General features: G+C 66.6%; 18 protein-coding genes. 7 read left to right on the forward strand and 11 right to left on the reverse strand.

All coding sequences use genetic code 11. The features are described from left to right. Window positions 1–55: 55 nt before the first annotated feature. The 4 genes from ACTIEY_RS08050 (at window position 56) to rlmD (ending at window position 4,062) form a co-directional block, all read left to right on the forward strand. Entirely contained in the window at window positions 56–760 is a 705-nt protein-coding gene (locus tag ACTIEY_RS08050; protein WP_439518599.1) for a protein-L-isoaspartate(D-aspartate) O-methyltransferase, read from the forward strand. Between the two features lie 166 nt (window positions 761–926). Beyond that, entirely contained in the window at window positions 927–1,760 is an 834-nt protein-coding gene (locus ACTIEY_RS08055; protein ID WP_439519425.1) for a peptidoglycan DD-metalloendopeptidase family protein, read from the forward strand. A gap of 13 nt (window positions 1,761–1,773) precedes the next feature. After that, on the forward strand, window positions 1,774–2,559 hold the full coding sequence (locus ACTIEY_RS08060) for a 3'-5' exonuclease (protein ID WP_439518600.1): 786 nt from the start codon (window positions 1,774–1,776) through the stop codon (window positions 2,557–2,559). 12 nt (window positions 2,560–2,571) lie between these two features. Then, complete coding sequence (gene rlmD / locus ACTIEY_RS08065; protein WP_439518601.1) at window positions 2,572–4,062, forward strand: 23S rRNA (uracil(1939)-C(5))-methyltransferase RlmD; 1,491 nt, start codon at window positions 2,572–2,574, stop codon at window positions 4,060–4,062. A gap of 9 nt (window positions 4,063–4,071) precedes the next feature. Here the strand turns inward: rlmD and ACTIEY_RS08070 are convergent, their stop codons facing one another. Both ACTIEY_RS08070 and ACTIEY_RS08075 read right to left on the reverse strand, forming a co-directional pair. Further along, complete coding sequence (locus tag ACTIEY_RS08070; protein ID WP_439518602.1) at window positions 4,072–4,443, reverse strand: hypothetical protein; 372 nt, start codon at window positions 4,441–4,443, stop codon at window positions 4,072–4,074. Window positions 4,444–4,553: 110 nt separating this feature from the next. Further along, on the reverse strand, window positions 4,554–5,249 hold the full coding sequence (locus ACTIEY_RS08075; RefSeq protein WP_439518603.1) for a Bax inhibitor-1/YccA family protein: 696 nt from the start codon (window positions 5,247–5,249) through the stop codon (window positions 4,554–4,556). Between the two features lie 248 nt (window positions 5,250–5,497). Between ACTIEY_RS08075 and ACTIEY_RS08080 the strand changes: the two genes are divergently transcribed. After that, complete coding sequence (locus ACTIEY_RS08080; protein WP_439518604.1) at window positions 5,498–5,905, forward strand: GlcG/HbpS family heme-binding protein; 408 nt, start codon at window positions 5,498–5,500, stop codon at window positions 5,903–5,905. Window positions 5,906–6,025: 120 nt separating this feature from the next. Here ACTIEY_RS08080 and hemP read toward each other — a convergent pair whose 3' ends face one another. From hemP to ACTIEY_RS08115, 7 genes are all read right to left on the reverse strand, one after another. Continuing rightward, entirely contained in the window at window positions 6,026–6,223 is a 198-nt protein-coding gene (gene hemP, locus ACTIEY_RS08085; protein WP_439518605.1) for a hemin uptake protein HemP, read from the reverse strand. Continuing rightward, entirely contained in the window at window positions 6,220–6,633 is a 414-nt protein-coding gene (locus tag ACTIEY_RS08090) for an ExbD/TolR family protein (protein ID WP_439518606.1), read from the reverse strand. Before ACTIEY_RS08090 ends, hemP begins: the two co-directional genes overlap by 4 nt. An 11-nt stretch (window positions 6,634–6,644) precedes the next feature. Beyond that, window positions 6,645–7,394: a MotA/TolQ/ExbB proton channel family protein gene (locus ACTIEY_RS08095; RefSeq protein ID WP_439518607.1), complete on the reverse strand. Its 750-nt coding sequence runs from the start codon at window positions 7,392–7,394 to the stop codon at window positions 6,645–6,647. Window positions 7,395–7,422: 28 nt separating this feature from the next. After that, a complete protein-coding gene (locus ACTIEY_RS08100; RefSeq protein ID WP_439518608.1) occupies window positions 7,423–8,106 on the reverse strand; it encodes an energy transducer TonB in 684 nt (227 codons plus the stop codon). 235 nt (window positions 8,107–8,341) lie between these two features. Continuing rightward, the gene (locus tag ACTIEY_RS08105; RefSeq protein WP_439518609.1) at window positions 8,342–9,484 is read right to left on the reverse strand and encodes an alpha-hydroxy acid oxidase; all 1,143 of its coding nucleotides are present in this window, start codon (window positions 9,482–9,484) and stop codon (window positions 8,342–8,344) included. Beyond that, window positions 9,481–10,161, reverse strand: a complete 681-nt coding sequence (locus tag ACTIEY_RS08110) for a Fe2+-dependent dioxygenase (RefSeq protein ID WP_439518610.1) — start codon at window positions 10,159–10,161, stop codon at window positions 9,481–9,483. Before ACTIEY_RS08110 ends, ACTIEY_RS08105 begins: the two co-directional genes overlap by 4 nt. 87 nt (window positions 10,162–10,248) lie before the next feature. Continuing rightward, window positions 10,249–12,543 carry a TonB-dependent receptor gene (locus ACTIEY_RS08115; RefSeq protein WP_439518611.1) on the reverse strand — a complete coding sequence of 765 codons (2,295 nt, stop codon included), beginning with the start codon at window positions 12,541–12,543 and terminating at the stop codon, window positions 10,249–10,251. A gap of 297 nt (window positions 12,544–12,840) precedes the next feature. On the opposite strand from ACTIEY_RS08115, the gene ahpC reads away from it, so the two are divergent. Both ahpC and ahpF read left to right on the forward strand, forming a co-directional pair. Beyond that, complete coding sequence (gene ahpC, locus ACTIEY_RS08120) at window positions 12,841–13,404, forward strand: alkyl hydroperoxide reductase subunit C (RefSeq protein ID WP_439518612.1); 564 nt, start codon at window positions 12,841–12,843, stop codon at window positions 13,402–13,404. 102 nt (window positions 13,405–13,506) lie between these two features. After that, window positions 13,507–15,096 (forward strand): alkyl hydroperoxide reductase subunit F, encoded by a 1,590-nt coding sequence (ahpF, locus tag ACTIEY_RS08125; protein ID WP_439518613.1) that lies wholly within the window; start codon window positions 13,507–13,509, stop codon window positions 15,094–15,096. On the opposite strand, the gene ACTIEY_RS08130 is transcribed toward ahpF, so the two are convergent. Next, complete coding sequence (locus tag ACTIEY_RS08130) at window positions 15,097–16,119, reverse strand: toll/interleukin-1 receptor domain-containing protein (protein WP_439518614.1); 1,023 nt, start codon at window positions 16,117–16,119, stop codon at window positions 15,097–15,099. Next, a complete protein-coding gene (locus ACTIEY_RS08135; protein WP_439518615.1) occupies window positions 16,116–21,743 on the reverse strand; it encodes a CHAT domain-containing protein in 5,628 nt (1,875 codons plus the stop codon). Before ACTIEY_RS08135 ends, ACTIEY_RS08130 begins: the two co-directional genes overlap by 4 nt. Between the last annotated feature and the right edge of the window lie 142 nt (window positions 21,744–21,885).

Raw genomic sequence — 21,885 nt, forward strand, 5'->3', positions numbered from 1 at the left:
AGGCTTTCCCGCTCGCCTGGAGCCATCGGCCACGGTGGGTGGACCGACGCCGTCCATGGACGCCAAGGGCCGTGCCGCTGCGCCAGCGAGCCGGCCTCTGGCACCCCGTGGCGTGGGCATGGACTCGCTGGCCGTGCGGGCCGCCATGGTGCGCAAGATCGAGGCCCAGGGCGTGCGCCATGCGGGGGTGCTCGCGGCCCTGGGTGCCGTCGAGCGCCACCGGTTTGTGGACACCGCACTGGTCAACCAGGCCTACGAAGACACCAGCCTGCCCATTGGCCTGGGTCAGACGATTTCCAAGCCCGGGGTGGTCGCCCGCATGATCGAGCTGCTGTGCCAGGGCCACCCTGAAAAACTGGGCCGCGTGCTGGAGATCGGCACCGGTTGCGGTTACCAGGCTGCCGTGCTCAGCCACGTCGCACGCGAGGTCTACAGCATCGAACGCCTCAAGGGCCTTCATGAAAAGGCGCGCGAGAACCTTCGTGCATTCCGGCTCTCCAATCTGCACCTCCTGTTCGGCGACGGCATGGTGGGGTACGCCAAGGGCGCACCGTACGCGGGCATCATTGCGGCGGCGGGCGGGAACCACATTCCCGACGCCTGGATCGATCAACTCGCGGTGGGCGGCCGGCTCGTGGCGCCGGCGGTGACCAGCGCGGGGCGCCAGAACCTGGTGGTGGTGGAAAAGACCGCCACCGGCGTGGTGCGCACCGAACTGGAGGCGGTCCTCTTTGTACCCCTAAAATCGGGGGTCGCATGAGCTGGCGCATGTCATTGACAGCGCAGCGGTTTTTCTTACAGGGCCCGTGCCCGGATGTTGCACGGTGCCCACGCCAATGGTGGGAGTTTTCATGAGCAAGCGTGTTTTCCAGTCGTCGGGTCAACCCCAGCAGTCGGGGCGCTCGGCATGGCAAGGCGCCGCGGTCATGACCTTGCTGGCCGTGCTGCTGGTGACGGCGGGTTGCTCCACGCGCCGCGTTTCGGGCCCCGCGCCGGTCGAAGACAGGGGCGTGGTCCGCACCGGCGTCGAGCCACCCGCCGTGGTGGTGATGCCCGGCAGCGAAAACGCCGGCAAGCCTGGCTACTACACCGTGAAGGCGGGCGATACCCTGTTCCGCATCGCACTGGACAATGGCCAGAACTGGCGCGACATCCAGACGTGGAACAACCTCGCAAACGCCAATTCGATCGAAATCGGGCAGGTGCTGCGGGTGCTGCCGCCCGTGAGCGCGACCGCTGCCAGCACACCGCCGCCCGTGGTTGCGCCCACGGGCCCTGCCACCAGCCCGGTGGCCAGTTCGGGCGTGACAGCCCGCCCCTTGACCGAGGCCGCACCGCCCACCCCCATTCCGGCCGCACCTCCCGCTCAACCGCCGGCTGCGGCGGGCGGTGACGAGATCGGGTTCATCTGGCCGGCACAGGGTTCGGTCATCACACCCTTCGACGAGGCCAACAACAAAGGCGTCTCCATTGCCGGCAAGGTTGGCGACCCTGTGCTGGCTGCCGCCGATGGCCGCGTGGTGTATGCGGGCGCAGGTTTGCGTGGCTACGGCAACCTCATCATCCTCAAGCACAACAACACCTACCTCACGGCCTACGCCCACAACCAGGCACTGCTGGTGCGCGAAGACCAGGCCGTGCGCCAGGGCCAGAAGATCGCCGAGATGGGCAGCAGCGACACCGATCGCGTGAAGCTGCATTTCGAGGTGCGCCGGTTGGGCAAGCCGGTCGATCCCATGGGCCACCTGCCCAAGCGCTGAACCGGCGCGCGGCATGGCCTGGCCCGTCCTCGTCTTCGACATCGAGTCCATCCCCGACGTTGAAGGGCTTCGCGCCCTCCGCGGCGCGAGCGCCGCCGACACCGACGAACAGGTGTACGGGGCGTGGCTCGCCGAGCGCAAGGAGAAGGGCCAGAGCGATTTCGTGCCGCTGCATCTGCAGCGCGTGTTGGTCATCAGTTGCGTGTTCCGCAACGCCGAGGGCTTGCGCATCCACTCCTTTGTTGACCGCGATGGCCAGAGTGAAGGCAAGGTGGTGCAGACCTTCTTTCACGCGGTGGAAAAGCACACACCCCAGCTCGTGAGCTGGAATGGCGGCGGCTTCGACCTGCCGGTGTTGCACTACCGTGGCCTGCGTCACGGCGTGGAAGCCAGCAAGTACTGGGACCTCGGCGAGGACGATCGCGAGTTCAAGTGGAACAACTACATCAGCCGTTACCACATGCGCCACCTGGACCTGATGGACCTGCTGGCCATGTACTCGCCCAAGAACAATGCGCCGCTGGATGCCATGGCCAAGCTCTGTGGTTTTCCCGGCAAGCTCGGCATGGACGGGTCGCAGGTCTACGCCCAGTACCTCGCCGGCCAGATAGAGGACATCCGACGTTATTGCGAAACCGACGTGATGAACACCTACTTGGTCTATTGCCGATTCCAGAAGATGCGCGGCGGCCTGACCGAGGCAGAGTACGAGCAGGAAATCGCCATGGTGAAAGAAACCTTGGGCAACCTGGCACCCGGTGAGGCGCACTGGGACGAATATCTGAAGGCCTGGGCCTGAGACAATCGGTGGATGACAGCGTCCACCCTCCACGAAAACAGCCTTCTCACCACCGCCAGCGCGGCCGCCCACGACACCCCGGAACACGCCTTGCCAGAAGGCTGGCTGGCGGTGGAGTCCCTGGACATCGACGCACAGGGTATCGCGCGCCGCCCCGACGGCAAGGTCGTGTTCATCGAAGGTGCGCTGCCCTTCGAGCAGGTCAGCGTGAACGTGCACCGCAAGAAGAACAACTGGGAAGCCGGCACGGTCACGGCCGTTCACCACGAATCGTCACAGCGTGTGCGCCCGGGTTGTCCGCATTTCGGTCTTCACGCTGGTGCCTGTGGGGGCTGCAAGATGCAGCACCTGCACGAATCCGCGCAGGTCGCGATCAAGCAGCGCGTCCTGGAGGACAACCTCTGGCACCTGGGCAAGGTGAAGGCTGAAAACCTCTTGCGGCCCATCGAGGGGCCTGCATGGGGCTACCGCTACCGTGCGCGACTCTCGGTTCGACACGTCCACAAGAAGGGCGAAGTCCTGATCGGCTTTCACGAACGCAAGAGCCGCTATGTGGCTGACATGAAGGTATGCCCTGTGCTGCCCGCGCACGTGAGTGCCATGCTGGTGCCCTTGAGGGCGCTGATCTTCGAGATGGATGCCCGCGAGACCTGCCCACAGATCGAGCTGGCCTGCGGAGACGACGTGACGGCGCTGGTGCTGCGCCACCTGGAGCCGCTGAGTGAGGATGATCGCGCTCGGCTGCGCGCCTTCGGGGCTAAGCACCGCGTGCAGTGGTGGCTGCAGGCCAAGGGCCCTGACACGGTGCGCTTGCTCGACGAACCTTCGACAGAGTCCGGGCGAATCGACGTTCTCTCTTACGCGCTGCCCGAATTCGGCATCACCATGCCGTTCAAGCCGACCGACTTCACCCAGGTCAATCCCTTCATCAACCGGGTGCTGGTGGCGCGCGCGCTGCGCCTGCTGGATGCCCGTGCCCACGAGCGCGTGATCGACTGGTTTTGCGGGCTCGGCAACTTCACCCTGCCCATTGCGACCACGGCCGGGGAAGTGCTGGGCATTGAGGGGAGTGAGACGCTGGTGGCTCGCTCGCGCGAGAACCTGGCGGGCAACCAGTCCGGGCGCGACCGTCCGCTGGCGCCTACCACCTTTGCCGCGCGCAACCTGTTCGAGATGACGCCTGAACAGCTGGTGGCCGACGGCGTGGCGCAGAAATGGCTGGTGGACCCGCCGCGCGAGGGCGCTTTTGCCCTCGCCAAGGCCATGGCCGACCTGCACCAGAACCCGGCGCTGCGAGGCAGCTGGGCGCCTCCGAAGCGCATCGTCTACGTGAGCTGCAATCCCGCCACGCTGGCTCGGGACGCGGGATTGCTGGTGCATCAGTCGGGCTACCGCTGCGTGGCGGCCGGTGTGGTCAACATGTTTGCGCACACCGCGCACGTGGAAAGCATGGCGGTGTTCGAACTGGACCCGTCGCGGACCCCGGGTGACACCGCGCCCTGAGGCCCAGTGTCAGGACGTTCGTGCCGCGGCGGCGGGCTTTTCGCCGTGGACGGCTTCGCCGCCCTTGCCCTCGGCCGCGCCGCCGGCGGGCTCCGCGGGCATGCCCACGATGGCGTTCTCACGCATGTACTCGTCCATTTCCTTCCAGCCGGCGAACACCGCGGCCTTGCCGGCCCGGGGGTAGCTGCCGAAGCAGTCCTCGATGCTGCGCACCGCATGGCGGCAAGCGCTGCCGATGGCCTTGCCCTCGGCTTCCTTCTTGGCATTGACCAGGGTCGCCGACTCGATGCCCAGCGCCTCGCAGCCGCTCAGCAGGGCGGCGGCGCTCAGGATGCAGACGGTGAAGACGGTGTGGCGCATGGCAGGGTGGGTGGTTTCCATGATGTTTCGGCCATTCCGGCCAGAACTTGACGCCGGGAAGCGGACTTTTTCCTCGGCGCGCGCCCAACAAAAAAGGACCCGAAGGTCCTTTCTTGCTGGGGCGAACAGGCTTACTCGCGGTCGCCGCCGAAGAGGCCCAGCATCATGAGCAGGCTCTGGAAGATATTGAACAGGCTCAGGTACAGGCCCAGGGTGGCGGTGATGTAGTTGGTCTCGCCGCCGTCCACGATGCGCTTGAGGTCGTACAGCAGGTAAAGGCTGAACACCACGATGGCCAGCGTGGCGATGGCGGCCATGCCGGCCGTGCTGCCCACGAACACGTTGATGATCGCGCCGATCATGATCGCCAGGGCGCCCACGAACAGCCACTTGCCCATGCCGGAGAGGTCGCGCTTGATCACCGTGGACAGGTTCGCCATGATGAAGAACACGCCTGCGGTGCCCCCGAAGGCGGTCATGATGAGGCTGGCCCCGTTGGAGAAGCCCAGCACCATGGCCAGCAGGCGCGACAGCATCAGGCCCATGAAGAAGGTGAAGCCCAGCAGCACGGGGACGCCGGCGGCGGAGTTCTTGGTCTTCTCGATGGCAAACATGAACGCAAAGGCGCCGCCCAGGAAGACGATCAGGCCCATGCCTCCGGTGAGGGCGGCCGTGATCCCGGTCTGCACGCCGATCCAGGCGCCCAGCACGGTGGGCAGCATGGACAGGGCCAGCAGCCAGTAGGTGTTGCGCATGACTTTGTTGCGCTGCGCATCGCTGGAAACGGCGGTGCCGAAGCGGCCGCTGGTCTGTACGTGGTCGGTCATGGTGGTGATCTCCTTCATCATCTGACACTCGGGGCCGGGCGGGGCGGGCAGGATGCCCGCTTGACCGGTGAAGCTGCATTGTAGGGGTGCGGGTCGCCGGAAGGACAGAGCGGACGAAAACGCATTTTTGGTAAGGTCACTTGTGTCCCCAGGGACCACAATCACCGCGTTATCGTTCTCACTGCACGCCTCGGGCGAGCCGAATCCCGTTCGCAGCACCTTCTGATCGCAAAAATAGGACCAAGTTCATGAAAAACAAGACCGTTCTCGAAAGCGCCGACGTCAAGCTCATCGCCGCCGCAGCTGAGGCCGAAGCGTTGAAGAACCAGTGGGCGGTGACCATCGCCATCGTGGACGATGGGGGACATCTGCTGTGGCTGCAGCGGCTGGACGGCGCTGCCGCCATTTCCGCCCACATCGCCCCCGCCAAGGCCCACACCGCAGCGATGGGCCGGCGAGAAAGCAAGATTTACGAGGACATCATCAACCAGGGGCGCACGTCGTTCCTGAGTGCGCCGACGCTGGCTGGCATGCTGGAAGGTGGCGTGCCCATCATGAAAGACGGGCAGTGCCTGGGCGCCGTGGGAGTGAGCGGCGTGAAATCGACGGAAGATGCGCAGGTTGCGCGCGCGGGCATTGCAGCCATCGGGCTGTAAAAAAATGCCTGGCTAGTGGGGTGGAGTGCCCCTTGGCTGGCTAAAAACGACGCTCGGGGAAAGTGAGTTCCCCGGGTCGCCCCACGATGAAAAAGCGTTGGCCGGCTCAGTGCGCCGGTGTCATTTGGTCAGGATGAGCTTGCCCTGGCGCGTGGTCTGCAACCGGTAGAGCAAGCCGTTGTGATCGATCGCCACCGCCTTCTGGCCGCGCAACAGGGCGGCGCTGGGCAGCACCGGCAGCTCGGTGGCCGTGACGGGCTGCGGCGCGTCGTCCGGCAGCTCGCGATCGGTTTGCGGGGATGGCGATGGGGTGTTCATGGTGCGGCAGGCTCCGTGATGAAACCGATCTTGCGCACACCGGCGCGTTGCGCCGCGGCCATGGCGAGCGCCACGCGCTCGTATCGAACAGCCTTGTCGCCACGGATGTGCAGTTCCGGTTGCGGCTCCTGCGCGGCAGCGCCTTGCAGGCGGTTGCTGAAGTCGGCGTCATCCACGCGCTGCTCGTTCCAGAAGTAGGCACCGTCGGCGTCCACCGAAAGGCGGATGTTCTCGGGCTTGTCCTGCACCTTCTCCACGCTGGCCTGCGGCAGCTCGATATTGACCGCGTGCTTGATGACCGGCACGGTGATGATGAAGATGATGAGCAGGACCAGCATCACGTCGATGAACGGGATCATGTTGATCTCGCTCATCATCTCGTCGCTGTCCTGGGTGGTTCCGATGGCCATGGCGGGGCTCCTTACTGGGCTTTCTTCATGGGCAGCACCTTGCCGTCGCCGCTGGCCGTGACGCGGGCGCCGGTGACGAAGTAGGCGTGCAGGTCGTGCGCAAACCGGTTCAGCTGGTGGCTGATGCCCTTGTTGCCGCGCACCAGGGCGTTGTAGCCCAGCACGGCGGGAATCGCCACCAGCAGGCCCAGCGCCGTCATGATCAAGGCTTCGCCGATCGGGCCGGCCACCTGGTCGATGCTGACCTGGCCGGCCGCGCCGATGCCCAGCAGCGCGTGGTAAATGCCCCAGACGGTGCCGAACAGGCCCACGAATGGTGCAGTGGAGGCCACCGACGCCAGCACCGAAAGGCCGCTTTGCGCGCGGGCGGTGAAATCGTCCACGCTCTTGCGCAGCGAGCGCTCCACCCAGTCGCTCACATCCAGGCTGTCGTGCAACTGGCGTTGCGGTGGGGTGCCGTTGAGGCCGTCCTTGTGCAGGATGTGGCGGGTGGATTCGCGGCCTTCCAGGGCCACCGCCCGAAACGGGTTGCCGTCGGCAGAACCGAGCTTGTCGAGACCTTCAGCGAAGTCAGCGCTGTGCCAGAAACCTTCCACCCCCTTGGCCTGAGCGCGCTGTGCGCGCTGGTCCAGGGCCTTCCACAGGATGATGACCCAGGTGGCCAATGACATGACGAGCAGCACGATGGCCACTGAGCGCGTGACCCAGTCGCCTTGCGTCCAGACGTGGGCGAGGCCCGATGATGCGATTTGCGGTTCCATGGAATGCTCCGGATGAGATGACGATGAATCAGGGTTGCTGGAGGTTGAAGCGGATCGGGACGGTGACCCACATGGCCTCGGGCACGCCGGCGCGCTTGCCGGGCACATAGCGCCAGCGCAGCACGGTCTGCAGGGCCACTTCGTCGAGCCGCTCGAAACCGCTGGAGGTGCGGATTGTGGCGCGCGAAGGCGAGCCATCGGCCTCCACATGGACATTGAGCACCACGGTGCCCTGTTCGCCCAGGCGCTTGGAGAGGGGTGGGTAGGGCGGGCGGGGATTGCTGAGGTAGTCGGCGTTGGTCGATGGCAGTTCGATGCGTGGCGGCGCGGGTGGGGCAGGCGGGGCCGGCGGCGGGGGCGCGGCGACGATGGGCTCGGGCGGTGCAGGCGGTGCCGGTGGTGCGGGCGGCACCACGGGGGCCAGGGGCATGGGTTCGGGAGCGGCCACCGGTTGAGGCTGGGGACGCGGGATCGGGCGCGGTTTGGGTTGGGGCGGCCTGGGCGCGACCACCGGTGGCGCGGGCGGCGGCGGCTCCACCTGGGGCTGGGGCGGCTCGATGAATTCCGCCATGACCTGCACCGGTATCACCAGTTCCACCGCACGCCGGAGCAGGCCGCTTTGCAGGGCCCATACCGCGAGCACGTGCAGGCCCACCACCGAGAGCACGACGGCCAGGCGGCGTTGCACGCGGGTGGGCAAGGCGGCGGACATGGACGTGAGGGGGGGCGCAGTCTGTGCGCGCAGGGTCGACATGAGTTTAGCGGGGCAGGAGGTGCAAGGGGTCAGTGGCGCAGGATCCACCACAGCGCGATCAGCATGAACAGCAGACTGCTGCCGAGCACGGTGAGTCCGATCGTCATCTGGCGTCCTTTCGCTGAGCGTGGGTCGACGGGCGAGCGCCCATTCTAAACGAGAATGTTTCGCATTCTCAAGAATTCAGCGCGTTTCATGCTTTTTTTTCTGCCGACGCCGTGGCAAGTGCACCCGGCGCTTCGGCCAGGGTGCGGCAGCCGGTGAGCGCCATCGCGATCTCCAGTTCGTCGCGCAGCAGCCGCAGCACGTGCGCCACGCCCTGGGCGCCGGCGTTCGCCAGACCGTGCAGGACCGGTCGGCCCACCAGCACGGCCGAGGCGCCCAGGGCCATGGCCTTGAGCACATCGGTGCCGCGGCGGATGCCACCGTCCACCAGCACGGGGATGCCGCCGTCAACCGCCTCGACCACGCGCGGCAACAGCGAAGCGGTGGAGGGCATGGTGTCCAGGGTGCGTCCGCCGTGGTTGGAGACGACCAGTCCGGCTGCGCCGCACGCCAGCGCCTGGCGTGCATCGTCGGGGTGCACCACGCCCTTCAGGAGAATCGGCAGCCGGGTGATCGATTGCAGCCAGGCCACGTCGTCCCACGTGGGGGCGTGGGTCATGAGATCGTCGAACAGCGCACTCTGCCCGGCTTGCAGCAGGCGTGCTGGAGGAGCCACACGGCCCGCGAGGTTGACGGCCACGATGTCCGCTGGGCGGCGGAAGCCGGTGCGGCGCTCGCGGTCGCGCGCGCCCTGTACCGGAGCGTCCACGGTGAGCACCAGTGCTTCGAAGCCGGCCGCTTCAGCGCGCAGCACCAGCGTGCGCATGAAACTGCGGTCGGGCAGCAGATAGAGCTGGAACCACAGCGGACCGCGACCGGCGTCGGGCAGCACGGCACGTGCCACGTCTTCGAGCAATGTGCTGGCCTGAGTGCTGAGCACCAGCCCGGCGCCCAGCGCGGCCGCTGCCAGCGCGGTGGCCTGTTCGCCGTGTGGATGGGCCAGCTGCTGGTAAGCCATGGGGGCGATCAGGATGGGGTGGGCCAGCTCGCGTCCCAGCAGGTTCACGCGCGTGTGGCCCCCCGAGAGCTGGCGCATCACCCGCGGCAGCAATTCGATGTCCTGCCATGCCCGAACGTTGGCGCGCAGGGTGATTTCGTCGGCGGCGCCGCCGTCGAAATAGGCCAGGACGGCCTCGCTGAGCATCCGGCGGGCGTGTTGCTCGTGGTCGATCAGGCTCACCACGCCCTCGGGGATGGCGCTGGGCACTGCGGACGCGTCGCGGGGCATCATGTGTCTGACCACAAGCGCAGCAGGTTGTGGTACGTGCCGGTCAGGGCCGTGGTCTCGGGCGTTTCGCCGTGGCGCTGGCGCAGTGCGAGCAGGTTCATGTCGAGATCGAACAACAGTCGGCGGTGTTCGTCGCTGCGCACGAGACTCTGGACCCAGAAGAAGCAGGCCAGGCGTTCCCCCCGGGTGACGGGGCTCACCTGGTGCAGGCTGGTGCCCGGGTAGATCACGGCGTGTCCAGCCGGAAGCTTGATTCGGTGTTCTCCATAGGTGTCGGTCACCACGAGCTCGCCGCCGTCGTAATCGGCCGGATCGTTGAGGAAGACGGTGCATGAGACATCGGTGCGCACACGCTGGCCGCCTTGCAGCACACGCACGGCGTTGTCGATGTGGTTGCCGTAGGCATTCGAGTCGCCTCGGTAGCGGTTGACGCGGGGCGTGAAGACTTTGAGCGGCAGCACGGCGGAGAAGAAGCGCGGGCTGCGGTCAAGCCCACGCAGCACCAAGGCGCGAATGGCCTGCGCTGCCTCGCTGTCGTGCGGCAACTGCTGGTTGTTCTTGACTTCGCGTGCCTGCGTGCCCGCGCTCTCGCGGCCGTCGGTCCAGGGAGCGTCGTCCAGCGCTTGGCGGGCCTGATGCAGCTCTTCGGTGTTCAGGATGTCGGGCAAGGTCAACAGCATGGCGATGGTTGTACTTGTGTCGTGGGTCAAAACGCAAAAAGCCGCCCCACGCGGGTGGGGCGGCACGATCGCTGGAGAACCGGCGTATCAGAACTTCAGGCTGGCGGTCACCTGCAGCGTACGACCGGCACCTGGAATGTAGTGCGCAGGGTACAGCGCGTCGGCGTACAGCTTGTTGGTGATGTTGGTCAGGTTGGCCTTGATGACGAGGTTTTCGAAGTCGAAGCGGTATTCGGCCATGAGATCGGCGGTGACGTAGCTGGGTACGTTGAATGTCGAGCGCAGGGGCTTTTGCTTGCTGCGGAAGTTCAGGCCACCGCCAAAACGGAACTTGGGCGTGAGTTGCCAGGTGCTCCACACGGTGCCGCTGTGCTCGGGCGTCAGCGTCGGGCGATCACCAACGCGTTCGCCCGGGGTGTTTTGAGTGCACGCGCCTGTGGCTGGGCAGGGTGCTGCCTTGTCCACATGGGCGATGGGGATCCACATGTAGGAACCGTAGACCTCCCAGATGGGCGAGAGGCGTCCGGAAATGTCGGCCTCGAAGCCGGCCACATGGCGCTTGCCCGAGAGCGTGACCACCGGCAGATCAGGATCGGTGTTTCGCTCGTTGAGCTTGGTGGAACGGAACACCGCCAGGCGCGTGGTGAAGCGCCTGTCGGCCGAATCCAGCTTCGCGCCGATCTCGAGGTTGATGCTCTTCTCCGGCGGCGTGTCCACGTTGCTGGCGCCCAGCGAATAGGCGTCGCCCGAGGTGTTGAACGAGGTCCCCGCCGACGCGTGGAACGAGTGCAGGGCATTGGGCTGCCACAGCGTACCCACGCGCTGGCTCACTTCGGACACCTTCATGCGGTAGGACTGGTTCACCGTGCCCGCTGGCAGGCTGAAGGTGTCGTAGTCACCGACCAGATTGTCATAACGCAGACCGCCCACCAGTTTCCACGTGGGGTTCAGTTGCACCACGTCCTGCACATAGGCGCCCCAGCCGGTCGAGACGTACTGGTTGCTCGGACGGATCACCCGCGACGATTCGTCCACGGAGGCGCCGTCGAACGGCGTGCCGATGGTGGTGCGCGGCTTGGTGGGGACCACGCCGCCTTGCGCCGCACTGAGCGCTGCGTAGACCGTCTTCTCTTCGCGCGTGACATCCACGCCCGCCAGGATTTCGTGCTTGTATCCGAGCGCCTCGAACTTGCCGTTGTAGTCGCTCTGGACCTGAACCATGTCCATGTCCTGGATCTTCAGGTGGAGGTTCCGTTGCAGGACAGTGTCGGGGCCGAAGTTGGTCAGGTTCGCGGCCACGCCGCCGGGCTGAAAACCTGCAGCGGCAAAGCGGATGGCGCCCGAACGCTGGTCGCGCTTGAACTGGCCGACCCGGACCTGGGTCTTGATTTCGCTTTCGCGGTCGAAGCGGTGGATGTGGCTGAAACCGGCAATGGTCGCGCTGCCGTCGTTGTAGTCGCTGGCCAGCCCGTAATAGTTCTTGGGATCCAGCGGCAACAGCTCGGTGGAGGGTGCACCGGCTTGTGGCGCGATGAACGGGATGCCGTAGTTGATGCCGTTGTTGTTGTCCAGGTTGTAGATGCTGGCCTGGAACTCGTTGCGCTCGCCGATTCCCCAGCGGTACGCCGCTGCGAGGCCGTTCTTGTCCAGGCTGGCGCCCGAGCCGTTGTTGTTGGCTTTGGTCACCATCGCGTTGAGTCGCAAGGCCGCGCTCTCGCCGGTCTGGATGTTGAAGTCGCCCGTGACGCGTCGGTAGGCGTGACTGCCCAGCGTCAGGTCGACCTGGTGTTCCGTGATCAGGCGCGGGACCTTGCTGACCTGGTTGACCGCGCCACCCGTGGAGCCGCGGCCGAACAACATCGATGCCGAGCCGCGCAGCACTTCCATGCGGTCGAGGTTGAAAGTGTCGCGTTCGTAGAAGGCGGGATCGCGCATGCCGTCGATGAACAGGTCGCCTGTGGCCTGCAGCGAAAAGCCGCGCAGACGGATGTCCTCCTCGGCACCTTCGGCCGCCAGGAAGCTGATGCCCGCCGTGTTCTTGAGTGCTTCCTTGACGGTGTCGAGGTTGCGGTCGTCGATCAGCCGCTCGGTGACCACGGTGACCGATTGAGGAATGTCGCGCAGCTGCTGGCGGCCCTTGCCGATGCCGGTCTCGGTGGCACGCACCGAGTCCTTGCCTTCAGGTGCCTCGGCCTGCTCGGTCACCACGACGGTGGGTAGGGTGGTGGTAGGGGTGGGCGCCGTCTGGGCCATGGCACTCATGGAGCCAGCCAGCAACATCGCACCCAGGGGAAGCAGGGCGGCTGGTGGACTGGCATGGTGGGGACGGATCTGGGAGGGCCGTGAAGGGGCGGGGCGCTGGCGGTTTTTCCGGTGGGACATGGTGCAACGAGCGGTTGGGTTTTCGGCTGGCTGCAACGCACGGAGCGCTCTGGCTGGCTGTTGGCTGGAATATAAATCAAACAAGAACGATTCGCATTAAAATGTAAAAATCAGGAGCAAACAGGCCTGCCACTGTGGCCTTTATGCTGAACTCGACCGTGCTGCATGGCAGCAAAAGCTATCGACCGAATAGCCACTATCAATAAAGAAATTTGATAGTTTTGCGCTATGATTGCGCCATCGCCCACTCCAGGCGTCGCTTTCCCCTTTCTTGCAACTCCACTCAAAGGAAACACCATGTCCCTCATCAACACCACCGTTCCAGCGTTCTCCACCACCGCTTTCCACAACGGCAAATTCGTGCCCGTGTCCGACGCCAGCCTGCGTGGTGAATGGTCCGTGCTGATCTTCATGCCGGCTGCGTTCACCTTCAACTGCCCGACCGAAGTGGAAGACGCTGCCGACAACTACGCCGAGTTCCAGAAAGCCGGTGCCGAGGTGTACATCGTCACGACCGACACTCACTTCTCGCACAAGGTGTGGCACGAGACCTCGCCTGCCGTGGGCAAGGCCAAGTTCCCCCTGGTGGGCGACCCCACGCACCAGCTCACGCGCGGCTTCGGCGTGCACATTGAAGAAGAAGGCCTGGCACTGCGCGGCACCTTCATCATCAACCCCGAAGGCGTGATCAAGACCGCCGAAATCCACGACAACGCGATCGCCCGCGACGTCAAGGAAACGCTGCGCAAGCTCAAGGCTGCCCAGTTCGTGGCCAACAACCCCGGCCAGGTCTGCCCCGCCAAGTGGCAGGAAGGCGCGAAGACCATCGCTCCTTCGCTGGACCTCGTGGGCAAGATCTGATTTTTCAGGTCAGTACCGCAGCCCGATGGGTTGCGGTTCCTCGCGAACCGCAACCCATTCACCGGCGGCATTGAAGCCTCACCCCCATTCAAGGAGATTGACATGCTCGACACCACCATGAAATCCCAACTCCAGGCCTACCTGGAAAAGCTGCAGCGTCCCATCCGGCTGATCGCATCGCTGGATGGCAGTGAGGCGTCGACCGAGCTTCGCGGACTGCTGGAAGACATCGCAACGCTGTCGGACAAGGTCACTTTTGACGACAGCGGAACGGATGCTCGCAAGCCGTCTTTCCTGATCGCCCGGGAAGGCGAAACCACGGGTGTCCGTTTCGCGGCCATTCCGCTCGGCCACGAGTTCACTTCGCTGGTGCTGGCGCTTTTGTGGACGGGTGGTCACCCGCCCAAGGTGGAAGCCGCAACGCTCGAAGCCATCGACGGCCTGCGCGGTGACTTCCGGTTCGAGGTCTACATGAGCCTCTCCTGCCACAACTGCCCGGACGTGGTGCAGGCGCTCTCCCTCATGGCCATCCGCAATCCGGCCGTGCAGACGGTCGTGATCGACGGTGTTTACTTCCAGAACGAGGTCGAGGAACGCCAGGTGATGGCGGTGCCGATGGTGTTCCTGAACGGCGAGGTATTCGGTGCAGGTCGCATGACGCTCGAAGAGATCGTCGCCAAGCTCGACGTGAACGCGGATCGGCGCGAAGCCGAGAAGCTTGGCGCCAAGGACGCCTTCGACGTGCTCATCGTCGGCGGTGGTCCGGCCGGCGCGGCGGCGGCTGTGTATGCCGCGCGCAAGGGCATCCGCGTGGGCGTGGCGGCAGAGCGGTTTGGCGGCCAGGTGAACGACACCATGGCGATCGAGAACTACATCAGCGTGCTGGAGACCGACGGCCCGAATTTCGCTGCCGCGCTGGAGGCGCAGGTTCGCCACTACGACGTGGACATCATGAACCTGCAGCGCGCCGACAAGCTGATTCCGGCGAGCGAGCCGGGTGGCCTGGTGCAGGTGCAGATGGCCAACGGCGCCACCCTGAAGGCACGCAGCGTGATCCTCTCGACCGGTGCGCGCTGGCGCAACGTGAACGTGCCCGGCGAAGCGGAGTACCGGAACAAGGGGGTGGCCTACTGCCCGCACTGTGACGGCCCGCTTTACAAAGGCAAGCGCGTTGCCGTGATTGGCGGCGGCAACTCCGGTGTGGAAGCCGCCATCGACCTGGCCGGCATCGTGCAGCACGTGACGTTGGTGGAATTCGCCGACGCGCTCAAGGCCGACGCCGTGCTGGTCAGCAAGCTCAAGAGCCTGCGCAACGTGAGCATCCATGTAAACGCGCAGACCACCGAGATCACCGGTGCGGGCGGCAAGGTCAATGGCCTGGCCTACAAGGACCGCGCCAGTGGTGAGACGCACCACGTCGAACTTGAAGGCGTGTTCGTGCAGATTGGCCTGGTGCCCAACACCGAGTGGCTCAAGGGAACCGTTGAACTCAGCCGGTTCGGCGAGGTCGAGATCGACGCGAAGGGCCACACCAACCTGCCGGGCGTGTTCGCGGCAGGCGACTGCACCACGGTGCCGTACAAGCAGATCGTGATTGCCGCCGGCGCCGGTTCGACGGCCGCGCTCAGTGCGTTCGACTACCTCATCCGCCAGCCGGTGGTGAGCGAGGTGCCCGAGGCCGTCGCTGCCTGATCACGGAGTGCGAACCAGGCGCAACGGCGTGGCAGCCTGCTCGCCGTTGCTCCAGAGTTCGCCGGTGAGTTCCTGGCCATCGGCCCGGGCCTGCAGCACCACGCTGCCGGTGGTCAAGGGTCCCCGCCCGTCGCCGGTGTACGCCTGGTAGGGCATCTCGATTCGCGGCAAGCCCATCACATCGGTCAGCATGCCCTGGCCCACGTAGCGAACGTCCCGCACCACGAGTCCCTGGGACAGCACGCTTTGGGCATAGCCCTGCCACGCGGGGTACCAGTCGACCGGAAACGGCTCCGTCTGCAATTGCACCGCGGTGCCGTTCACGGCCAGTTGAACCCGCAGCGGCCGGTTCATGCCATCGATGGACCACCAGACGCCAGACACGTCGCGCACCTGTGTCTGCACCGCCGCAGCGGGTTCGCCGTCTTCGTCTTCCGGGAGCAGCAGGCCCAGCACCAGCAACGCCACGAACACACCGCCAACCCAGGTGAGGCCCCGCTGAACGCGCTGCGCCAGCGTCCTGCGGGGCGCGATGGGTTCCGGCACCTGAGGCTTCAGCGGCGCGATGCCGTGTTCCCGAAGATCCACCACCAGACGATCCAGGTCGTTGCCCCAGTCCTCCGTGCGCAACTTGAGCGCGTGGGATTCGCGCAGAAAGCGCAGCGTGTCTGGCAGCTCCGCGGCAGTCGGCATCGGCACGCCTTCAGTGAGCAGGGGAACGATAATGGCGCCGTGCTTTTGCGCCGTCAGCAACTCACCTCGGATGGGATCGTCTTCGTGGTCGATGCGCCGACCGCCCTCGGGGTGTTGCATGCCCAGCAGGTCGGGCGTGATGAGCAACAGCACCACCGGTTGCGTGCCCAGTGTGTCCACGATGGCGCTGCGCCATGAGAGGCCGCCGCGCAGGTCCTGCTTGTCAAAAAACACCTGGTCGGCGCCGTAGAGGCGGCTGAGATCCGCGCACAGCCGGTCCGCGTCCTTCTTGCCATCGGAGGCGCGGTAGCTGATGAAGATGCGGTTCACGCCGCACCTGCCCAGCGTTTCACGGCAGCGAGCAGCTCTTCCCCGGCGCGTGTCTCGCGCGGGTTGCCGGGCGGCAGGTGTTCCATCACAAAGCCGAGCTGGTCCGCCAGTGAGGCCCAGAGCCACTCCGTGCCGATGCGGCCTTGCAGCTCGGTGAGCACCTGCAGGATGCCCGCCAGCCTGACGCCCAGCGATTGCGTGGCCAATGCTTCGTAGATGTCGAGCTCGGGCAGGCCCACCACGCTCCAGAAGTCCGGGTCCTCGCGGCGTTTTCGCTCCAGGCTCTGGCGCACGCGCCGCACGCGTTCGGCATCAAAACCGCGCCAGCGGCGGTCGCGCGCGTGCAGTGCCCACTCGGCCGCGAGCAGATTGAGTGCGGGGTAGAACACCTCGAGCTGGCCGCTGAGCAGGGCCAGCGATTCGGCTCGCGCGTAGTGCGCCACCATCTGCTCCAGTGCCTTGCCTTGCGCCGCGGCCTGCTGAGCGAGGCCCTCGAGCTGGGCCAGTCGTTTCCAGGCCGAGGCCAGCAGGCTCTCACGCTCCAGCGTGGGTGACATGCGCACCAGAGCGTCGAGGACCTGCAGTGCGTCCTGGATGTCGTTGCGAGCGCTTGGCAGGAGCGCGGCCACGGACTTGCCGGCCTCGCGCGCGGCCCGCAGCCGTGCCCAGGCGCGCCGCACGGTCAGGTTGGCCAGCTGTTCAGCGGCCTTGACACCAGCGCTCCCGTCGTTGGCCGACACCGCGCGCTGCAGCCAGACCAGGGCCTGATCGATGTCGTTGGCGGCCGCCCATGCCACGCCGAAGGCCTCGGCGACCCCGCCCATGGCGCCCCAGGCCTCGGCAAAGCGGGTTTCCAGGTGGCGGATGTGGGCCTGCTGCGTCTGGGCGGCGGCATTCTGCGTGTGGCTCTGCACGGCCAGGGTTTCCAGAGCCAGTGTGAGCGCCACGGGTGTCGCGATTCCGCTGTAGGTCTTGGCCAGGTCCAGCTGTCGCTGGTCGTTGCCCGGTGCGGGCCGCAGCACCCAGTCGGGGTCGCCGTAGCACTGGTAAGCGGCCCAGGTGTTGCCGCGCGGGTTGGCGTTGTAGGCCGCCACGCGGCCGGCCTGCACCGCGTCCATGAAACGTTGGCCCGCCAGCAGGTCGCGGTAGAACGCGGTGGCGAACTGGTGCGCCGGTTCGTCTTCCACAGCCCAGCCGGCCGCGATGACGCAGCGCACGCCGATGCGGATGAGTTGCTTGGCCACACCGGCCGCGAAGCGAGCGCGGTCGTAGCCGGATTGCAGCAGGTGCCTGGGGTCGGCGGCGAGGTGGCAGCAATTGAGGAACACGAGCTCGGGGACCACACGCATGGCTTCCACTTCGCGCGGCCCGAGGAAGGTGCCGTCGCTGAGCACGACGCCGCGCAGCAGCGGCGGCAACTGGGGGCCACGATCCAGCTCGGGTTCGCCGTGGCCGGCGATGTGCACGATGCGGTAGCGCTGCGCAAGCAAGGCGGTGGTCACCGCCACCGCGTCTGGGCCAGGGCCGCCTTCCGGGGCGATCAGCGCATTCACGTGCTGTTCACCGAGTTCGCGGCCCAGCACCTCGCTCACGCGCTCGGCTTCCAGGCGCGCGCCTGGCAGGCGTGGATACACCGCCTGTCCGCCAGCGTCTTTCTCGTTGCAAAGGGGTTCGCCGATCACCAGCACCGCGTCCTCCGGACGTGCGTCGCTGATCTGGGTGCGGAACTCGGCGGTGCGCAGTCGCCGCAGCAGCTTGTTGCGGATCGCCCAGGGCGCACGTTGCTTGCTCCGGCCATCGTCGGGCGCGTCCAGCATCTCCCAGGGAATCGCAGCGGTGCCGTCATTGAGTTCCAGCAGCAGCTCGCTGGTGCCGCCCAGGCTGGCTTCCATCTCCACCGGCACCAGCAGCTGGAACAGCGTGCGACCCATCTCGCTGCCGGTGTGCGCGTCGTTGGACGCGCGTTTGACCAGCTCGCCGACCAGTTGTGCCTGTGTGCCCTGGGCGCGCACGTCGGCGCGTGCGCGCTGCGTGTCCAGCGTGTAGAGAATGTGCGTCTCGCCGTTCTCGTCCTTCTCCGCGATGGCGCTGATGAAGTCGTACGCCGTTCCGCGGTAGCCGTTGTCCAGCGGACGCCGCAGTGCGCCGGCGAGCGAGTGCACATGCTCTTCCACCTGGAAATGTTCGGATGCGGCCGACGCCAGCAGCCGCAGCGCGCCCCAGGCCTCTGTGGCGCGGTCCAGGTACAGCTCGACCAGGCGCAGGTGGCTCACCTGCGGCCAGCCGCCCTGCGCGAGTTTTTCGTTGGCCTCGCGCACGCCCTGTGCCACGGCCTGTGCCGAAGCAAACACCGTGATGCCGCTGCCCCCGCTCCCGATCAGCGTGGCCGCCAGTTCAAACTGCGAGTCGCTGCCGCCCACAGTTTCAGCCACGCGCTGCGCCCAGGCCAGCGTGGCTTGCCGCACCGTGTGCGTGAGCGAGGTGCTGCGCAGCTTGCCTTCTTCGCCCAGCCCGGCCACCACCACGTGGGGCGGCCGGGGCAGGGCGAGCGGGTTCTCCGGGTCCTGCTGGTGGTTGAGGAAGACCTGATGCGCACCGGGTGACTCCGGATACAGGCTCGCCGCCAGCGAAGCCGACATCGATCCACCGATGAAGCGGTCCACCACGCCTTCGGTGCCGGTGAGCCGGGACGACACATAGTGGCCCACCATCAGCGTCTGGCTGATGAATTTCAGGTTGCCGTTGTGCACGCTCACCCGCAGCACCGATTGGCGTGGAGCGCTTCTCGCCGGCTCGCCCTGTACCGACGCGAAGAGATCGTACGGGTCCACCATCGGGTCCTGCGCGGCACCGCGCTGGCGGGACGGCCGGCTCCGCACCAGTGCGGCTTCGGCGGCTGGCAGCCTGCCGCCGCGCGCGGCGCCGGGTGCGCTCAATTCGTTGAGACGCGTGGTCTGGCCCTTCTCCAGCAGTTCCAGGTAAGCCTCGAACGCGTCCTGCACGTCCGGCAGGTCACCGTGCGAAGCCTCCACGCGCCAGGCACGCACACCAGGCAGCAGGGCGCTCTCCAGGGTGACACGGCCGTCGCCACCTTCTGGCTGGTCGAGGTACACCAGGCCCTCGCGTTCGCTCACCTCGAAGCTGGCGGGCGTGAAGCGCGCGTGGCCCACCACCATGACGACCCGGTCCTTGAATGCCGCCAGGGCTTCGGTGCGCTGGCGGTCCAGCCGCTCGCGCAGCGCCACGGCGCGGTCGAGCACGCCCTGTGGCGGCACGCCCCACTGATACACCGCGCGCTGGTTCTCGGCGTCGTGCCACCAGTTGGCCTGGCGCAGCGCCGCCATGTCCTGATCGGCCAGGGCCTGCCAGCGTGTGCTTTGCGAGAGGCCCAACGTCGGATCTGCAAGGCCCGCCTGCAGTTGCAGGAAGCCGGGCATGGTGGCCATGAGCGTGCGCGCCTTGTGGTCCTGGAACGGCAAGCCGAAGCCGGCCAGCGCATTGCCCATGCTGTCGTCTCCCGAGAGCACCTGCATGGGCGCGAACGATCCGCCGTTCGGCGTGCCCAGCATGAGGAGGCGCGCATCGGGATGCTGCAGCCAGCGTTGCCAGACGGCGGGGCGTTCCAGTTGCACCGTGCGCGCCACCAGCCCGCCCATGGAGTGCGCCAGCATGCGCACGGGCTGGCGTGTGGCAGCGCGCGCACTCACCGCCTGGTCGATCAGCTCGGCCAGGCGCACCGCCTCTTCTTCGATGGGGCGGCGCCAGTCGAACGAGAACACCGTGACCTCGTGGGTCTGCGCGAGGAATGCTGCCAGGTCGTCGTACACGCTGCCGATCGCGCCATCGGCTTGCACGTTGCGCTGGCCTTCGCGGTAGGCGAGGCGCCCGAGTCCGCCGAGAATGCGCAGGCTGAGCCAGACGCGTTCGCCATCCACCGCCAGGTGACTGCCGAGGATGCCGGGCAGCAGGATGAGCGCGGGCTTGTCGCCATTGGACGCACGCGCAGTGCGTGGCACGCCCCGCAAACCGTCGGCCGTTTCGCCCGCCCATGACATCGGCCCGATGGTGCGAAAGCCCGCCGGTTCGTCTTGAACCAGCGCCTGGCAGATGGCTTCTGCCGTGCGCGGGTTGCTGAAATAGCTGAAATGCGTGACCTTGCCGCCACGCTCCAGCACAAAGGTGGCGGAAGACGAGCCGGCCACGGGCGCACGCGGCCGGCCGCCATACATCGACCTCGTCTGCACCACCAGGTCGTTGTCGGTCCAGTAGAAGGCGTCGGCCAGCAGGGTCTTCACCCACGACATGATCGAGTCGCCCTCGATGTCGCCCGCCACCACCCGCAACTGGCCCGGCAGTGGCGCGCTGTCCGCGCCTTCGCTGGCGTGCAGCCATTGCACAAGCGGGCTCTCGGGCGTCATGGCCTCCAGGCCGGGCAGCAGCGTCGGGTCGGTGCGCTGGCTTGCAACTTCACCCAGAAAATCCAGCATCAGCGGCGCCACCGGGATCGCCGCCAGCTCGAGCGACCACTTGAGCACCGACACATAGGCATCCAGGCGCTTCGATGCCAGCAGGGTGCCTCGCGCAGGGCAGGCCACGCGGACCACGCGTTCAATGCGAACATCGCGTCCCTTGAGCACGTCTGCCAGCGCGCGAAGAGCCTTGAGCTGATCGCGGTGGGCAGCACCCTTGAAGGGCGCCAGCGCACCTTCGTCGAGATCGGGCCGGGCGCACACCCGGGCCAGCACCTCGGCCACCAGGCCGCCGCGCGAGTGCGTGAGCAGGTGGACACGCGCGCCCCGTGGCAGCGCCTGCGCGAGCATCAGCGCATTGTCGATCGGGCTTGCACCCAGCGTGGGATGGTCCAGTGCATACACGCGTCCGCCGTAGTGGGCAAACAGGTCGTTCACCTTCTGCGGGTGGTGCTCCCACAGCTTGCCGAAGGTGCCCTTCGTCTCAGAGAACGTGCCGTGCAGCAGCACCAGCAAGGGCGCCCCTTGCTTGGGTGGCGAGGGAATGCGAGCGAGCTTGGGGCTCCCTTTGAGCGAGTTCGGAAACGCATCGGCTCGCAGGGCGTACACACCGGCATCCACCTGGGCGTCCATGCGCGCGGCGATCTTCGCGGCCGTCAGGCGGGCTGCGGGCTCCTTGAGCAGGCCGGTGACCACCTCGATGGCGGAGAGCAGCACCTCGCCCATGCGCCCGCGCGTGGCTCCCCGCACGGCGCCGGCCTGTTCCAGGCCTTGCCAGACCAGCTGGGCCGGCACGCCCACCACATCGGGTTTGTCGTCCGCGGGCTCGCTGCCTTTGCCACGCTGCCGGTGCGCCACCGCGCCGCGGGTGAGACCCGATTGAGCCAGCATCAGGTCGCGCGCGGTTTCCGGGTGCAGCATCAACGAAGGGCCGTTGCTGATGTGAAGCACGACGACGTCCTGTCCAGGTCGTGCATCCACGCGCACTTCGTCGCTTGCGCCACGTCGCGCGCCTACCTGCACCCGTTGCAGGACGGTGCCCCGGTGGGTCGAAATCGATGGAATGGACGTGCCACCACGCCGGGCGCCTTCCAGCGGCAGCGGCTGGCCGCGAACGACGAATGTGATGACCGGGGGCGAGGTTGCGGTGCTCATGTGGACGCACTCTCGAGGTCTTCGCCCTTCGCGCGGGAAGTTGCCTGAAGGACCATGTTCTCCCCCTGTCTGGAAAAGGTCTCAGCGACGCGGAACGTCGGGCATTCTGGGCGCTTCAACTGGGAGGCGCAAACCGCAGTGT

Origin of the sequence: Hydrogenophaga sp. (assembly GCF_051858985.1) — a bacterium.
Taxonomy (GTDB): Bacteria; Pseudomonadota; Gammaproteobacteria; order Burkholderiales; family Burkholderiaceae_C; genus Hydrogenophaga.

Excerpts from the sequence above, each read along its gene's own strand:
- ACTIEY_RS08050 (WP_439518599.1), top strand. The coding sequence starts at position 56 with ATGGACGCCAAGGGCCGTGCCGCTGCGCCAGCGAGCCGGCCTCTGGCA.
- ACTIEY_RS08055 (WP_439519425.1), top strand. The coding sequence starts at position 927 with ATGACCTTGCTGGCCGTGCTGCTGGTGACGGCGGGTTGCTCCACGCGC.
- ACTIEY_RS08060 (WP_439518600.1), top strand. The coding sequence starts at position 1,774 with ATGGCCTGGCCCGTCCTCGTCTTCGACATCGAGTCCATCCCCGACGTT.
- rlmD (WP_439518601.1), top strand. The coding sequence starts at position 2,572 with ATGACAGCGTCCACCCTCCACGAAAACAGCCTTCTCACCACCGCCAGC.
- ACTIEY_RS08070 (WP_439518602.1), bottom strand. The coding sequence starts at position 4,443 with ATGGAAACCACCCACCCTGCCATGCGCCACACCGTCTTCACCGTCTGC.
- ACTIEY_RS08075 (WP_439518603.1), bottom strand. The coding sequence starts at position 5,249 with ATGACCGACCACGTACAGACCAGCGGCCGCTTCGGCACCGCCGTTTCC.
- ACTIEY_RS08080 (WP_439518604.1), top strand. The coding sequence starts at position 5,498 with ATGAAAAACAAGACCGTTCTCGAAAGCGCCGACGTCAAGCTCATCGCC.
- hemP (WP_439518605.1), bottom strand. The coding sequence starts at position 6,223 with ATGAACACCCCATCGCCATCCCCGCAAACCGATCGCGAGCTGCCGGAC.
- ACTIEY_RS08090 (WP_439518606.1), bottom strand. The coding sequence starts at position 6,633 with ATGGCCATCGGAACCACCCAGGACAGCGACGAGATGATGAGCGAGATC.
- ACTIEY_RS08095 (WP_439518607.1), bottom strand. The coding sequence starts at position 7,394 with ATGGAACCGCAAATCGCATCATCGGGCCTCGCCCACGTCTGGACGCAA.
- ACTIEY_RS08100 (WP_439518608.1), bottom strand. The coding sequence starts at position 8,106 with ATGTCCGCCGCCTTGCCCACCCGCGTGCAACGCCGCCTGGCCGTCGTG.
- ACTIEY_RS08105 (WP_439518609.1), bottom strand. The coding sequence starts at position 9,484 with ATGATGCCCCGCGACGCGTCCGCAGTGCCCAGCGCCATCCCCGAGGGC.
- ACTIEY_RS08110 (WP_439518610.1), bottom strand. The coding sequence starts at position 10,161 with ATGCTGTTGACCTTGCCCGACATCCTGAACACCGAAGAGCTGCATCAG.
- ACTIEY_RS08115 (WP_439518611.1), bottom strand. The coding sequence starts at position 12,543 with ATGTCCCACCGGAAAAACCGCCAGCGCCCCGCCCCTTCACGGCCCTCC.
- ahpC (WP_439518612.1), top strand. The coding sequence starts at position 12,841 with ATGTCCCTCATCAACACCACCGTTCCAGCGTTCTCCACCACCGCTTTC.
- ahpF (WP_439518613.1), top strand. The coding sequence starts at position 13,507 with ATGCTCGACACCACCATGAAATCCCAACTCCAGGCCTACCTGGAAAAG.
- ACTIEY_RS08135 (WP_439518615.1), bottom strand. The coding sequence starts at position 21,743 with ATGAGCACCGCAACCTCGCCCCCGGTCATCACATTCGTCGTTCGCGGC.